The organism is Pseudothauera nasutitermitis (assembly GCF_004801295.1).
In the GTDB taxonomy this organism is placed as follows: domain Bacteria; phylum Pseudomonadota; class Gammaproteobacteria; order Burkholderiales; family Rhodocyclaceae; genus Pseudothauera; species Pseudothauera nasutitermitis.
The window spans coordinates 675,785-690,206 of record NZ_SSOC01000001.1 but is presented as its reverse complement, the minus strand read 5'-3'; the positions used below and the strand labels follow the sequence as shown (position 1 = coordinate 690,206).

Here is a 14,422-nt window from a genome sequence, read left to right as displayed (position 1 = left end):
GCGTCTCTCCGGTCAGAGTCCAAGAACCTGCCTCACCCCGGCGTGGCGCAGTTCGCCCGCGTGGGTGAGACAGCAGCCGGCCATCACTTCGTCCTCCCAGTCCAACGCCAGCGCGCCGTCCTGGATGAAGGGCGAGATGAAGTTGAACAGGTTCCTGGCGTACATCTCCGAGGCATGCACCGGCATGCGGCTGGCGATGTGGGTGGGGCCGATGACCAGCACGTCGTTGATCCACATCTTCTCGCCGGGCACCGTGCCTTCCACGTTGCCGCCGCTCTCGGCGGCCATGTCCACGACCACCGCGCCCGGTTTCATGCGCGCGATCATGTCGGCGGTGACGATGCGCGGCGCTTTCTTGCCCGGAATCGCGGCGGTGGTGATCAGCGCGTCGCACTGGGCCACCGCCTTCGCCAGACGCTCCGCCTGCTGCGCCTTTTCCTCGTCGGTGAGTTCACGCGCGTAGCCGCCGCTGCCGGCCGCCGACACACCGGTGTCCACGAAGCGGGCGCCGAGGGATTCGACCTGCTCCCTGGTTTCCGGGCGCACGTCGTAGGCTTCCACCATGGCACCGATGCGCCGCGCGGTGGCGATGGCCTGCAGGCCCGCCACCCCGGCGCCGATCACCAGCACCTTGGCCGGGCGGATGGTGCCCGCGGCGTAGGTGAGCATGGGGAAGAACTTGGGGCTGTGGTCGGCGGCGATCAGCGCGCATTCGTAGCCGGCCACCGCGGCCTGGCTGGAGAGCGCGTCCATCGATTGCGAGCGGGTGATGCGCGGCAGCAGTTCCAGGGCAAAGGCGGTGATCCGCTTCTCCTGCAGCAGCTTCACCCGCTCCGCGTCGGCCCAGGGCTGCAGCATGCCCAGCAGCACGCTGCCCGGCTTCAGCGCGGCGAGGTACTCGGGCGCGGGCGGCTGCACGCACAGCAGCACGTCGGCCTCGGCGTACAGCGCCGCCGCGTCGGCGGCGAATGCCACGCCGGCGAAGGCATCGTCGCGGAAATGCGCCGGCAGGCCGGCGCCGGGCTGCATCAGCACCTGTGCGCCGAGGTCCTGGTATTTCCTGACCACCTCCGGCACCACCGGCAAACGGCGTTCGCCGGGGACGGTTTCGGCGGGTATACCAATCTTGATAGGCATGTTTGACAACGGATCGCTCCTGGAGAATGGGAACAGGCCGCGCAGAGCGCGCCGCTCAACCGATGCGCTCGACGATCAGGGCGATCCCCTGCCCTCCACCGATGCACATGGTCATCAACCCGAAGCGTCCGTCAATCCGCTCCAGTTCGGCAAGCATCTTGATGACGAGGATCGAGCCGGTCGCGCCGACCGGGTGCCCCAGCGCCACCGCCCCGCCGTTCGGATTCACTTTCGCCGGGTCGAATCCCAGGGCCCGGCTCACGGCGGTGGCCTGCGACGCGAACGCTTCGTTGGATTCGATGATAGCCGGTGTTGGCGGACAGGGCCTCCTGCAGTGCCGGCGTCATCAGTTGGAACAGTTTGCGCGGCTGCTCGAAGCAGTTGCTGTCGTCCTGGTGGCAGGACCAGTGCCTGGCTTCGCCGGTCAGGCGCAGCGGCGGCTCCTCGAACTGGGCTTGCGCCTGCCACGGGCCGAAGCTGTTGGGCTCGTCGGAGCACCTGCGCGCAAACGCATGACGAAACGCCAGCACTTGGACGATCAACTGAAGATTCAGCGCACATGTTATTTCCATAAATACTGGCTATGACCGACCTCGCGACACCACCGCTCCTGTCTGAACGCTTTTCTCTGGAACATCCGACATCAGGATGAAACGAAGGGTCTGACGAAGCGATTTCCGAAGATCATGTTCGTCGGCATGGCCCCCCTTCACAGCACGCGAGAGAAAGCCGGACACCAAAGCGCTGAGAAGCTCCAACCGGGATTCGATTGCGTTGCCACTCAAGTACGGGGCTCTCGATTCATCGATACGTTTCAATATCTTGAGCATGCTCTCCCGCGTCCGTTGATCGAAGTCCCGCACAATACGGGCCAAGCGAGTATTGCGTGTGGCTTCGGACAGTATCTCCAGTCTGAGCCTCGCGTTTTCGAGACGCGAGAACTGGATGGATACCTCCACCACGTGGGAAAGCAGTCCTTCAAGCATGTCGGCGCGATCAAGGATACTGGCATGAACTTCCAGGATTTCCGTCAAAATTCCACGAGGAGCAGCCTCATGCAGGTGATGTCGATCATTTCGACCAAGGGCGGCGTGGGCAAGACGACCATTGCCGCCAATCTTGGCGGTTTCATGGCCGACGCCGACCTGCGCGTGCTGCTGCTGGATCTGGACGTGCAGCCCACGCTGTCGTCCTACTACGACCTGGCCAGCCGCGCACCCGGCGGCCACTCCAGCTATATCAGTGGTATGGCTCCACCAAGCACCAGGGATATCCAGCCGCTGCGCGGCGTATTGGCATAATCTGCCAGTCCTGCTATGTTTGGATCGTTTCGTTACGGGAGCCGCCCGCCATGCCGACGCGCAACGTGGTGCTCAGCGAGCATCAACACGATTTTGTCGAAGCCCTGGTACTGTCGGGGCGCTACCAGAACGCCAGTGAAGTGCTGCGCGAAGGCCTGCGCCTGATCGAGCAGCGCGAACGGCTCGAAGCGGCCAGGCTCAAGGCGCTGCAGGAGGCCGCCGACAAGGGCTGGGCCGACGTCACCGCCGGTCGCTATGTGGACGTCGACGATGACCGGCTCGAAGACTTCATCGGGCAACTGGGGCAGCAGGCCGCCGTTCAAGGACGTACCGCAGGCTGATGGCCCGCTATCGCCTCTCCGCCGCAGCCCAGGCCGACCTCATCGACATCCTGGCCTGGACGCACGCACATTTCGGCGAAGCGGCGCGCAAACGCTATGAGGTGCTGGTCATCGCCGCGCTGCGCGACATCGCCGCCCAGCCGGATCGGGTCGGCAGCATCGAACGGCCGGAACTCGGCGCCGGGATCCGCTCCTGGCACCTGCGCCTGAGCCGGGAACGCGCCCGCACGGAAACCGGCATCGTGCGCCGTCCCAGACACTTCCTGATCTACCGCGCAGAAAACGGCTTGGTCGTCATCGGCCGGGTCCTGCACGACGCCATGGAACTGGCGCGCCATCTGGACCCCGAGGCGTCCTGGGAATAGCCCGGCGCACATTTCCACCGCCGGGCAATGCGATACCACCGGTGTCATGGATGTCCCTGGCGCTTGGTGGAGCTATACCACTGGTATAGCTGGAGCGGCTGGCCTTCCGCCGTCCGGCAAACCGGCTGGCACATGATGCGTTTTGTTGACTGACCGCCTTCCGCCCCCCGCGGAAGCTGGCGACTCGTTTCACTACCGCGAGCCGCCTTCCATGGCCACCGAACCCCTGCAGCTCAATCTCGGATCGCTGCGCAGCGCGATGTCGCTGACGCTGCACACCCACCACGCTTCGCGCATCTGGCACGGCCGCGCGCCCGCCGAAGGCAAACCGGGCATCGTCGGCCTGAACGGCTTCATCGCCGTCATGAACAAGATGAAGCGTGGCGCCGAGCAGGACGATCCCTACTCGGACTTGCGGTGCTCAAGCCACAGGAGATACACCGCATTGAAGGTGTTGACTGATGCCAGGCGCACGGCCTGGCGCTTCCGCTTGCGATGAACCCGGGGATTGATGCCCTTGGCCAGCAAGGCGCGCGCTTCATCGCGCAGGCCACGAGCCTCCCGAAGGCTGACTTCCGGGTAGGTGCCGAGTGAGATACGCTTTTGCTTGCCGGCCCAGCAGTAGCGAAAGTGCCAGCACCTGCCGCCCTTGGGCGAAACGTGGAGGGAAAGGCCGTCGATGTCGCCGAGGGTGTAGGCCTTGCCGGTGGTCCTGGCCTGCCGGACGGCCAGATCTGAGAGTGCCATGCTTGAGCTCCTGAACATGAGTCAGGGCTGGATGCTCGTCACGCTCCTCTCGCTCCGCCAGCAGGAATCCGGGTCCGTCGTCCCCCGCAAACATGGACTAAGAAATGGACTAAAAAGTCGTGGCTGCGGGTGGATTCCGGTGGCCTTCGCCGGAATGAAAAATGGGGCTTTCGCCCCATTTTCCAACGACATGCAGACTTCAGTGGACGTCTGCAGATCAAATTCTGGAGCGGGAAACGAGTCTCGAACTCGCGACCTCAACCTTGGCAAGGTTGCGCTCTACCAACTGAGCTATTCCCGCGTGGTGTCGCCTTGCGCGACAGGGGGCGAACTATACCGTGCTTCCGGGCACCATGCAACACCCCCGAGAACGGCATGCAGCCGTGCTCTGAAGAGCCCCCGGCCTCCCGCCCGGCACGTGCCGGAAACGCTCAGATCGGGATGTCGAAGCCTTCCCCGGTGGCGAAGAAATGCCCGCCGGCGCTGTAATGCACGGTACGCAGTTGATCGTCGTGGAAGCGCCAGCGGCCGTTGTCGAACACGCGGGGATCGGCCCACGCGGCAACCACCTCGGCGACGAACAGATCATGCTTGCGGTGGTTGTCCGGCTCCGGCAGCACGCGGCACTCCAGCCAGCCCAGGCAACCTTCGATCAGCGGCGCGCCGACCTGCGAAGCGGGCGCGTGGCCGAGCCCCAGCGCGGCCAGCTTGTCGCCCTCCCGCCCGCTGCGCGAACCGGCTTCCAGCGCTTCGCGCGCGATGTGGCGCGCGGGGATGTTGAGCACGAATTCCCCGCTGGCCTCGACCAGTTCGCGGGTCAACGTGTTGCGGTCGATGACCACCGCGACCTTGGGCGGATCGAAATCCACCGGCATTGCCCACGATGCGGCCATGACGTTCTTGCGGCCACCGGCCGCGCTGCTCACCAGCGTGAGCGGGCCATGATTGAGCAAAAGGTAGGACTTCGGCAGTGCGACGGGCGTGCGGAAACTCATGGGCGAATGATGGACCATGCAATGGAACGGGCTGGCAGGATACGCCAGCCCCCCACCGCGCGCGAGTCCGCGCACGCCGCTACAATCGGTGGCAGTCCTTTCCGCCCGATCGCCATGCACCCTGCCCTGACCTGCTTCACCGGCGCGGCCACACCCGCCGAATTCGACCGCCCCCGCCCCGAACGCCTGGAGCGCGGCAATCCGCTGCGCACCACCTGGAACCATTTCGAGCGCGACGGCATGTCGGCCGGCACCTGGTCGTGCGAGCCGGGCGCGTGGCGCATCGCCTTCGTCGAAGGCACCGACGAGTTCTTCCATGTGCTCGCCGGGCGCCTCCGCATCACCGACGCGGCCGGCGAGGCGCGTGAATTCGGTCCCGGCGAGGCCTGCGTGATTCCGTCCGGCTTCCAGGGCCTGTTCGAGGTGCTGGAGCCGGTAACCAAGCACTACGTGTTCGTCCGCCGCCCCGGCGGCGGCACCTGACCCGGAGGATCGACGATGGCCGTCCGAACCATCCTGCGCATGGGCGATCCGCGCCTGCTGCGCCACGCCGAGCCGGTGGGCGAATTCGACACGCCGGCACTGCACGAACTGGTCGCCGACCTGTTCGACACCATGCGCGACGCGGGCGGCGTGGGCCTTGCCGCGCCGCAGATCGGCGTGAATCTGCAGGTGGTGATCTTCGGCTTCGAGCGCAGCGCGCGCTACCCGGACGCACCGCCGGTACCCACCACGGTGCTGCTCAACCCGAGCATCGTCGTGCTCGACGAGGAAACCGAGGAGGACTGGGAAGGCTGCCTGTCGGTGCCCGGCCTGCGCGGCGTGGTACCGCGCCACCGGCGCATCCACTACAGCGGTTTCGATCCGCTCGGCCAGCCCATCGAGCGCGAGGCCGACGGTTTCCACGCCCGCGTGGTGCAGCACGAATGCGATCATCTGTTCGGCACGCTCTACCCCATGCGGGTGCGCGATTTCAGCCGTTTCGGCTTCACCGACGTGCTGTTTCCCGACCTGGACGCCAACGCAGACGACTAGGACGCTCCATCCCCGAGCACGCCGAACACCGCCGCCGCGACCGCCAGATAGCGCCCCAGCTTGGCCAGCGTGACGATGGCCACGAAGCTGGGCAGCGGCTCGCGCATCAGCCCGGCCACCACGGTGAGCGGATCGCCGATCACCGGCACCCAGCTCAGCAGCAGCGACCAGCGCCCGAACCTGCGGTAGCGCGCCTGCGCGGCGGCCAGCTGCGCCTCGCTCACCGGAAACCAGCGCCGCCCGCGCCAGTGCTCGAGGTAGCGTCCGAGCAGCCAATTCACCACCGAGCCCAGCACGTTGCCGAAGGTGGCCACCGCCAGCAAGGCCCAGGCCGGCTGCTCGCCGAGCGCGAGCAGGCCGGCGAGCACGCTTTCCGACTGCAAGGGCAGCAGCGTGGCCGCACCGAATGCAGACAGCCACAGGCCGCCATAGGCCAGCATGTCCGGGGGATGCACGCCGCGCCCTCAGCGCCGCGCGGCGGCCGGGGCGCCCGCCGTCACCACCCGCGCAGCGCGAACTTGCGGATCTCCTCCAGGAACAGCGTGCTGGAGGCCACCACGGCGGCCACCACCCAGTCCCGCGCGGAAAGATCCACGGTGTCGAACACCGCCTGCGCCGGCGTCCAATGCACCACCACGGCCTGCAGCACCACCACGCCCAGCAGCGCCAGCCACAGCTTGCCGTTGCTGAAGAACTGCGCGTTGAAGGCGCTGCCGTGCTCGTTGCGCGCGTTGAAGATGTTGAAGAACTGGAACAGCACGAAGGTGGTGAACGCCAGCGTGGTGGCATGGGCCACGTCCCCGCCGCCCAGCGCCCAGGCATACACGCTCAGCGTGCCCACGGCCATGGTCAGGCCGTACAGGCCGATGCGCCACATGCGTTCCATGGAGAGGATGGCCGCGTCCTGCGCGCGCGGCGGCTGCGTCATGATGCCGGGGCGCGCCGGCTCCACGCCCAGGGTCATCGCCGGCGGGCCGTCCATGATGATGTTCACCCAGAGGATCTGCACGGCGGTGAACGGCGTGGCGAAGCCGAACAGCGGCGCGCCCAGCACGGTGAGGATGGCGCCGATGTTGGTGGACAGCTGGAAGCGCACGAATTTGACGATGTTCTCGTAGATCGTGCGCCCTTCGCGCACCGCGCGCACGATGGAGGCGAAGTTGTCGTCGGTGAGCACCAGCGTGGCGGCTTCCTTGGTGACCTCGGTGCCGGTGATGCCCATCGCCACGCCGATGTCGGCGCTCTTCAGCGCGGGCGCGTCATTGACCCCGTCGCCGGTCATTGCCACCACGTGCCCGCGCCGCTGCAGGGCCTCGACGATGCGCTGCTTGTGCTTGGGCGCCACGCGCGCGAACACCGCGCAGTTGTCCACCCGTTCGTCGAGCTGTTCGTCACTCAGGCCATCGAGTTCGCGCCCCTCGCACACCTCGCCGGACATGCCCAGCTCGCGGGCGATGGCCGCGGCGGTGAGCGGGTGGTCGCCGGTGATCATTTTCACCCGCACGCCGGCCGCGTGGCATTCCTCGATGGAAGCACGCGCCGAGGCGCGTGGCGGATCGACGATGCCGACCAGGGCGAACACGGTCAGCTCATCCACCCAGCGCATCAGGTCGCCCTGCGGGTCGAAATCGGCCGCCGGCACGCGTCGCGCGGCCAGGGCCAGCACACGCATGCCCTCGGCGGCCAGCGCCTGGTTCTCTTCCAGCAACTGCTGGCGGTCCGCGGATTCCAGCGCGCGCGACTTGCCGTCCTCGCCGAGCACCTTCACCGCGCGGCCGACCAGCACGTCCGGTGCGCCCTTGATCCACACCACCACTTCGTTGCCGCTGCGGTGGAAGGTCGCCATGAATTTGTAGGCGGAATCGAACGGAATCTCCGCGCAGCGCGGCATGCGTTCGGCCTCGCGGGCACGCTCCACGCCGCCCTTGGCCGCCAGCGCCAGCAAGGCGCCTTCGGTCGGGTCGCCGATCAATTGCCCGTCGCGCAGGCGCGCGTCCTCGCACAGCGCGGCGGGCAGCAGCGCCAGGCGCAGGGCCTCTGCCTCGCCTTCCTCCGCAGCGATGCACCCCTCGACGTCGTAGCCCTCGCCCTCCACCGCGTGCCGGCGGCCGAAGCAGAACAGCGCACGCGCGGTCATGCGGTTGAGGGTCAGCGTGCCGGTTTTGTCCGAGCAGATCACCGAGGTGCAGCCCAGCGTCTCCACCGCCGCCAGCCGCTTCACGATGACGTTGCGGCGCGCCATGCGGTGCATGCCCAGCGCCAGGGTCACCGTCACCACGGCCGGCAGGCCTTCCGGGATGGCGGCCACGGCCAAGGCGATGGCGGTCATCGCGGTGGTCATCAGATCGTCACCGCGCAGCAGACCGGCAAAGAACATCAGCACCACCACCACGCCGGCGATCATCGCCAGCCGGCGGCCCAGCACATCCAGCTGGACTTGCAGCGGCGTGGCCGATTCCGCCGTCTCGGCGAGCAGCCCGGCCAGCCGGCCCATTTCGGTATGCATGCCGGTGCCCACCACCACCGCCTCGATGCGCCCGCGCGTCACCACGGTGTTCATGAACACCATGCCGGCACGCTCGGCCAGCGCCGCCTCGGCCGCCACCGCCGCCACGCTCTTGGCCACCGGCTGCGATTCGCCCGTCAGGGCCGCCTCGGCGACCTCCACGCCGTGTGCCTGCACGATGCGCGCGTCGGCCGGCACGCGGTCGCCGGCCTCCAGCAGCAGGATGTCGCCCGGCACCAGGTCTTCCGCCGGCAGCACCTGCACGTGCCCGTCGCGGCGCAGGCGCGCGCTGGGGGCGAGCATGTCCTTGAGCGCCGCCAGCGCGTTCTCCGCGCGGTGCTCCTGGAAGAAGCCCAGCGTGGCGTTGATCAGCACCACCACGAGGATGACGATCGCATCCTTCAGTTCGCCGATCGCCCCCGCCAGCGCCGCCGCGCCCAGCAGGATCAGGATCAGCACGCCGCGGAACTGGTCCAGGAATTTCAGCCACGCGGGGCGCGGTGCACGCTCGTCCAACCGGTTCGACCCGTAGGCCGCCAGCCGGCCGGCCGCGTCGGCCATCTTCAGGCCGAACGCCGGATCCACCTGGCACGCCGCCGCCACCTGGTCGGCGGGATAGGCGTGCCAAGGAACATCCTGCTGTTTTCCGGAACTCATGCCGCCCGCTCCCGAGATCTCACCCTGCCGGACGGCATCAGCCGCCGTGCCGGTTGCGCGACGCGCTGACCCACAGGCTGGCGACGACCGAGATGGTCAGGATGATGGCCACCACGCCCAGCGAGACGCCCACCGGCACCTTGACCCATTCGACCACCAGCATCTTGGTGCCGATGAACACCAGGATGGCCGCCAGGCCGTACTTGAGCAGTTCGAAGCGGTCGCCCAGGTCGGCGAGCAGGAAGTACATCGCGCGCAGGCCGAGGATGGCGAACAGGTTGGAGGTCAGCACGATGAACGGATCGGTGGTGATCGCGAAGATCGCCGGAATGCTGTCCACCGCGAAGATCACGTCGGAGATTTCCACCAGCACCAGGGCCAGGAACAGCGGGGTCATCATGCGCACGCCGTTGCGCATCACGAAGAAGCGCTCGCCCTCCAACCGCTCGGTGACCGGATAGTGCTTGCGGATCCAGCGGATGAAGGGGTTCTTTTCCAGATCCGGATCGTGCTCGGCAAACCACACCATCTTGATGCCGGTGAGGATCAGGAACACTCCGAAGAGATAGAGGATCCAGTGGAATTCGGTGATCAGCCAGCTGCCCGCGAGGATCATGATGGTACGCAGCACGATGGCGCCGACGATGCCGTACAGCAGCACGCGGCGCTGCAGTTCCAGCGGCACCGAGAAGAAACCGAAGACCATCATCCAGACGAACACGTTGTCGACCGCCAGCGATTTCTCCACCAGATAGCCGGTGAGGAACAGCAGCGACATCTCGTTGGCCACCGCGCGCCCGGCACTGGCATCCAGGTACCACCACAGGCCCAGGCAGAACAGCAGGGCCACGCTCACCCAGGCCACCGACCAGGCGGCAGCCTCCTTCAGCGACACGCGGTGCTGCTTGCCCCCCTTGAAGATGAAGAGATCGATGGCCAGCATGGCCAGCACGATGGCGGCGAACACCAGCCACATCCACCAGGTTCCGATCGAATGCACGAGAAACTCCGCTAAAAAACAAAAATGGCCTGTTCCGGAAGGACACAGGCCATGCGAGGGATCACTGAACGAATCACTGAACGAACGCGTACCTTGCCCTGCGGCAAGGTCTCGCTTGCAACCGGATCGCCGGATTGCCCGCGGCACCGGGAGGCGGTGGGTTGACCGGCCTGCCGTGATGACGATGCCGCAGCTTCAGAAGCTACTCCCCTTGATGGCGTGCAGTGTAGGCAAGCGCGTTTCAAAGTCAACAACCCCGCAGATCGGCGAAAACTGCCGGAACGACCTCCCGGGCAGCCTCATTCCATTCAAGCCTCCTATCAGAAAATGAAAAACACTTAAATTTACATTTTGACATCATATGCAAATTTTCTGATTCCAAACGAATCGACATTCATCGCCCCCACCGGCCCCGCCGGCCCCGCCTTCATGTACGAGAGGAGAAACGATATGCGCCGTGCAGTCCATCCCAATGCTTTCCGCCTGCTCCGCCTTCGCCACATCCCGGCGGCGATCTGGCTCGCCTGCATGGCACTGGGTAGCGCTGCAGTCCAGGCGCAAGGCAGCATCGAGGATATCGGCACGCCGAACGGCAAGGGTGAATCATCCGCCTACGGCGTTTCCGCCGACGGCTCGGTGGTCGTAGGCTACGCTCATGCAACCGGCGATACGGCCTACCGCGCCTTCCGCTGGACGAACGGTGTAATGACCGATCTCGGCACCCTCGGCGGCACCTTCTCGGAAGCCTCCGGCGTCTCCGCCAACGGTGCGGTGGTCGTGGGCTACGCCGGTACAACCGGCGATACGGCATACCGCGCCTTCCGCTGGACGAACGGCACCATGACCGACCTTGGCACCCTGGGCGGCGCCTACTCGGACGCATCTGGCGTCTCCGCCGACGGCTCGGTGGTCGTGGGCCAGTCCTGGCTTGCCGGGGATATGGCTTTCCACGCCTTCCGCTGGGAAAACGGCGTGATGGCCGGCCTCGGCACCCTGGGCGGCGACGATTCCAGGGCCTATGCGGTGTCCGCCGACGGTGCGGTGGTCGTGGGCGAGTCCGCGATTGCCGGGGTTATGGCCTGGCACGCCTTCCGCTGGGAAAACGGCGTGATGGCCGACCTCGGCACCCTGGGCGGAACCGACTCGGTCGCCTTCGCCACTTCCGCCGACGGTTCGGTGGTGGTGGGCGAGGCCGCGATTTCCGGCGATATGGCCTGGCACGCCTTCCGCTGGGAAAACGGCGCGATGACCGACCTCGGCACCCTGGGCGGAACCGACTCGGTCGCCTTCGCCGCGTCCGCCGACGGTTCGGTGGTCGTGGGCCGCGCCGCGATCACCGGCGATACGGACGAGCGTGCCTTCCGCTGGACGCAGGCCGACGGCATGCAGAGCGTCGAGGACTGGCTGCGCGCCGCCGGCGTCGCGGTGGCCGGCGACATCACCTACGGAGCCTACGCGACCAACAGCGACGGCAGCGTGGTGGTCGGCGGCCTGACGAACGACCAGGCCTTCATCGCCCGCGTCGGCAGCGCCGGCAGCGGCCTGGTCAGCCTCGCCGACGTGCAGGCCAGCCTGGCCGGCACCGCCAGCGGCGGCGCCATGGCGCTGTCCACCGCCGGCACCTTGCTCCACGGTGCGCACAGCCGGCCGCTGGCCCGCCGCGTGGGGGCGGGACAGACGACCTTCTGGCTGGCCGGAGACTGGGGCAAGGATGACCATGGCTCGCGCTCCGGCGATCTCGGGCTGGCCGAAGCCGGCTTCGGCCGCAATTTCGGCCTGGCGCAGGTGCAGGTTTCGCTCGGCCGCACCTGGGCGAAGCAGGATCAGGCACTGAACGGCCGCGCCAAGGTGGACGGCACGTACCTGCTGGCCGAAGCACTGATTCCCGTTAGCGGAAAGCTGTGGACCACGGTGGGCGCCTACCTGCACCGCAGCGAAGCCGACCTCAAGCGCGCCTATCTCAACGCCGGTACGGTGGATGCCTCCAAGGGCCGGCCGGATGTAGACACCTGGGGCCTGCGCGCCCGGCTGGACTGGGACGGTGCCTACCAGGTCGCCGGCAGCAGCCTTTCTCCGTATGTCGATCTGAGCTACAGCCGGGCCAGGCTGGAGGCCTATACCGAAACCGGCGGCGGTTTCCCGGCGCACTTCGACCGCCGCAAGGAAAAAGCCACGGAACTGCGCCTGGGCGCGCACGCGGCCAAGCCCCTGGACAACGGGGTGGACCTCATCGGCACGCTGGAAGCCGCACATCGCTTCGAAAAGAAGGGCGCGCGCACTTCTGGCCAGATGGTCGGCCTGTTCGGCTTCTCCCTCGACGGCGAGAAGAACCGGCAGAACTGGCTGCGCGCCGGAATCGGCCTGGAAGGCCGGCTGGCCGGGGGGCGGGCCTCGCTGACGCTGAACGCCACCAGCCGCGGCGAGACGCCGAGCTACTGGCTGGCTGGCGGTTGGCAGAAAACGTTCTGACCCGGCAGGCTCGTAGCAACGGCGGCAAGCAGTTGCCGCCGTCACACCGCCGCACGGCAGCTCTCCCGGGGCCTCGAGCGGCTCGATATGGCCGCCCCTGGCAGGGATGACAAGGGCGCTGGAATGCGGCATGATGGCCGGCATCCCAACGGACGAAGGATATCGCGGGACCCGATTCTGTCCCGCCCTATGAGTCTTTTCACACCCATCGAGGCCGCCACGCCGGCCCCTTCCGCCGCCGAAGACGACGGCGAAGCCGACACCCCCGGGCGAAGTCGCCCGCCGGTGCTCCATGCCGCGCCCCGCGGCTGTTCCGTTTTTCAGACTCCGGCGCGCATCCCGCCGCGCCACCGTCGCGTTTCCCCTTACTTGTTCCACTCTGCAGATGCCCGCCGGCAGGCCGCCGCACGTCTGTCCAAACGGGCCTTTACACCATGGAAATCCTGATACTCGTCATTCTGATCCTGCTCAACGGCCTCTTCGCCATGTCCGAGATCGCCCTGGTCACCGCGCGCCGTGCACGGCTCGCCCGGCAGGCCGAGGAAGGCGACAGCGCGGCGGCCGTCGCGGTCAAGCTGGGTGAAGACCCCACCCGCTTCCTGTCCACCATCCAGATCGGCATCACCTCGATCGGCATCCTCAGCGGGATCTTCGGTGAGGCGGCCCTGGCCGGCCCGCTGGCCGAATGGCTGCAAACCCTGGGCGCCGCCCAGCGGCCGAGCGAAATCGGCGCCACCGTGCTGGTCGTGGTGGTGATCACCTACGTGTCCATCGTGATCGGCGAACTGGTGCCCAAGCGCCTGGGGCAGATCAATCCGGAGGGCATCGCCCGCCTGGTGGCCCGCCCGATGAACATGCTGGCGGTGGCCTCGCGGCCCTTCGTGCATCTGCTGTCCGTGTCCACTTCCGTGCTGCTGCGCCTGCTCGGCCAGCGCGAGACCCAGGCGCCGAGCGTGACCGAGGAAGAAATCCGCGCCCTGCTCGCCGAAGGCTCGGAGGCCGGCATCATCGAGAAGAGCGAGCACGAGATGGTGCGCAACGTGTTCCGCCTGGACGAACGCCAGATCGCCTCGCTGATGGTGCCGCGCTCCGACATCGTGTGGCTGGACGTCAACCGCCCGCTGGAGGAAAACCTCACCCTGGTGGCGGAAACCGACCATTCGCGCTTCCCGGTGTGCCGTGGCGGCCCGGACGACATCCTCGGGGTGATCGGCGCCAAGCAACTGTTCAACCAGACCGTGCGCGGCATGGCGATGAACCTGGAGCAGGATCTGCAGCCGCCGGTGTATGTGCCCGAATCGCTCACCGGCATGGAACTGCTCGACCAGTTCCGCGCCTCGGGCACGCACATGGTGTTCGTCATCGACGAATACGGCGAGATCCAGGGCATCGTCACCCTGCACGACCTGATCGAATCGGTCACCGGCGAGTTCGTGCCGAGCGACACCGAGGAAGGCTGGGCGGTGCAGCGCGAGGACGGCTCCTGGCTGCTCGACGGCCTGATCCCCATCGTCGAGATGAAGGACCGCCTGGGCCTGCATACCGTGCCGGAAGAGGAAAAGGGGCGCTACCACACGCTTTCGGGCATGATGATGTGGCTGCTCGGCCGCCTGCCGGGCACCGGCGACGTGGCCACCTGGGAAGGCTGGCGTCTGGAGGTGGTCGATCTGGACGGCAAGCGCATCGACAAGGTGCTGGCAAGCCGCCTGCCGGAACCCGAGGGCGATACCCCCATCCAAGGCGAAGCGGCCGCACCGGGCGACAACTGAGCCCCACCCCGGTGCCGTCCGTTCCTGTCCGTGCGGAGCCATCGATGAAACGCATGCCGCCGCTTTCCCGCCACGCGCCCCGCTCCGGAGCGCGCCGCCG

At 67.2% G+C, this 14,422-nt stretch carries 15 protein-coding genes, 1 tRNA gene and 2 pseudogenes; 9 read left to right on the top strand and 9 right to left on the bottom strand.

Annotated elements, in window-relative coordinates:
* Positions 1-12 precede the first annotated feature (12 nt).
* The gene (locus E6C76_RS03260; protein ID WP_136346806.1) at positions 13-1,137 is read right to left on the bottom strand and encodes an NAD(P) transhydrogenase subunit alpha; all 1,125 of its coding nucleotides are present in this window, start codon (positions 1,135-1,137) and stop codon (positions 13-15) included.
* A 55-nt stretch (positions 1,138-1,192) separates the two neighbouring features.
* Positions 1,193-1,441 (bottom strand): annotated as a pseudogene (locus tag E6C76_RS03255) (acetyl-CoA C-acyltransferase); the annotation flags it as partial.
* A gap of 46 nt (positions 1,442-1,487) precedes the next feature.
* Here E6C76_RS03255 and E6C76_RS21975 point away from each other — a divergent pair.
* Positions 1,488-1,724 (top strand): hypothetical protein, encoded by a 237-nt coding sequence (locus E6C76_RS21975; protein ID WP_168734227.1) that lies wholly within the window; start codon positions 1,488-1,490, stop codon positions 1,722-1,724.
* On the opposite strand, the gene E6C76_RS22675 is transcribed toward E6C76_RS21975, so the two are convergent.
* Positions 1,719-2,123 carry a TetR family transcriptional regulator C-terminal domain-containing protein gene (locus E6C76_RS22675; RefSeq protein ID WP_136346805.1) on the bottom strand — a complete coding sequence of 135 codons (405 nt, stop codon included), beginning with the start codon at positions 2,121-2,123 and terminating at the stop codon, positions 1,719-1,721. The two genes, E6C76_RS21975 and E6C76_RS22675, sit on opposite strands and share 6 nt — an antisense overlap.
* Positions 2,124-2,192: 69 nt before the next feature.
* On the opposite strand from E6C76_RS22675, the pseudogene E6C76_RS03245 reads away from it, so the two are divergent.
* The 4 genes and pseudogenes from E6C76_RS03245 to E6C76_RS03230 form a co-directional block, all read left to right on the top strand.
* A pseudogene (locus tag E6C76_RS03245) lies at positions 2,193-2,363 on the top strand (ParA family protein); the annotation flags it as partial.
* 125 nt (positions 2,364-2,488) lie between these two features.
* Positions 2,489-2,779, top strand: coding sequence for a type II toxin-antitoxin system ParD family antitoxin (locus E6C76_RS03240; RefSeq protein WP_136346804.1), 291 nt, complete (start codon positions 2,489-2,491; stop codon positions 2,777-2,779).
* Positions 2,779-3,144: a type II toxin-antitoxin system RelE/ParE family toxin gene (locus tag E6C76_RS03235; protein WP_136346803.1), complete on the top strand. Its 366-nt coding sequence runs from the start codon at positions 2,779-2,781 to the stop codon at positions 3,142-3,144. The genes E6C76_RS03240 and E6C76_RS03235 overlap by 1 nt, the downstream gene beginning before the upstream one ends.
* Before the next feature lie 211 nt (positions 3,145-3,355).
* Positions 3,356-3,643 (top strand): AcaB family transcriptional regulator, encoded by a 288-nt coding sequence (locus E6C76_RS03230; RefSeq protein ID WP_456320482.1) that lies wholly within the window; start codon positions 3,356-3,358, stop codon positions 3,641-3,643.
* Here the strand turns inward: E6C76_RS03230 and E6C76_RS03225 are convergent.
* From E6C76_RS03225 to E6C76_RS03215, 3 genes are all read right to left on the bottom strand, one after another.
* Entirely contained in the window at positions 3,547-3,891 is a 345-nt protein-coding gene (locus E6C76_RS03225; protein ID WP_456320481.1) for an Arm DNA-binding domain-containing protein, read from the bottom strand. The genes E6C76_RS03230 and E6C76_RS03225 overlap by 97 nt on opposite strands.
* A gap of 225 nt (positions 3,892-4,116) precedes the next feature.
* Positions 4,117-4,192 (bottom strand) — tRNA-Gly (locus E6C76_RS03220).
* Positions 4,193-4,322: 130 nt separating this feature from the next.
* Positions 4,323-4,886: a flavin reductase family protein gene (locus E6C76_RS03215; protein ID WP_136346802.1), complete on the bottom strand. Its 564-nt coding sequence runs from the start codon at positions 4,884-4,886 to the stop codon at positions 4,323-4,325.
* Between the two features lie 114 nt (positions 4,887-5,000).
* On the opposite strand from E6C76_RS03215, the gene E6C76_RS03210 reads away from it, so the two are divergent.
* On the top strand, positions 5,001-5,369 hold the full coding sequence (locus E6C76_RS03210; RefSeq protein ID WP_136346801.1) for a cupin domain-containing protein: 369 nt from the start codon (positions 5,001-5,003) through the stop codon (positions 5,367-5,369).
* A 15-nt stretch (positions 5,370-5,384) separates the two neighbouring features.
* Entirely contained in the window at positions 5,385-5,921 is a 537-nt protein-coding gene (gene def, locus E6C76_RS03205) for a peptide deformylase (protein WP_136346800.1), read from the top strand.
* Here the strand turns inward: def and E6C76_RS03200 are convergent.
* Genes E6C76_RS03200 through E6C76_RS03190 form a run of 3 tightly spaced genes read right to left on the bottom strand, consistent with a single transcriptional unit; the run spans position 5,918 to position 10,084 of the window.
* Positions 5,918-6,376, bottom strand: a complete 459-nt coding sequence (locus E6C76_RS03200; RefSeq protein WP_230976146.1) for a YqaA family protein — start codon at positions 6,374-6,376, stop codon at positions 5,918-5,920. The two genes, def and E6C76_RS03200, sit on opposite strands and share 4 nt — an antisense overlap.
* A 41-nt stretch (positions 6,377-6,417) precedes the next feature.
* Positions 6,418-9,084: a cation-translocating P-type ATPase gene (locus E6C76_RS03195; protein ID WP_136346799.1), complete on the bottom strand. Its 2,667-nt coding sequence runs from the start codon at positions 9,082-9,084 to the stop codon at positions 6,418-6,420.
* A gap of 37 nt (positions 9,085-9,121) precedes the next feature.
* Positions 9,122-10,084 (bottom strand): TerC family protein, encoded by a 963-nt coding sequence (locus tag E6C76_RS03190; protein WP_136346798.1) that lies wholly within the window; start codon positions 10,082-10,084, stop codon positions 9,122-9,124.
* Positions 10,085-10,534: 450 nt separating this feature from the next.
* Between E6C76_RS03190 and E6C76_RS03185 the strand changes: the two genes are divergently transcribed.
* Both E6C76_RS03185 and E6C76_RS03180 read left to right on the top strand, forming a co-directional pair.
* Entirely contained in the window at positions 10,535-12,553 is a 2,019-nt protein-coding gene (locus tag E6C76_RS03185; protein ID WP_168734226.1) for an autotransporter domain-containing protein, read from the top strand.
* A 434-nt stretch (positions 12,554-12,987) separates the two neighbouring features.
* A complete protein-coding gene (locus tag E6C76_RS03180) occupies positions 12,988-14,322 on the top strand; it encodes a hemolysin family protein (protein WP_136346796.1) in 1,335 nt (444 codons plus the stop codon).
* Positions 14,323-14,422: the final 100 nt, after the last annotated feature.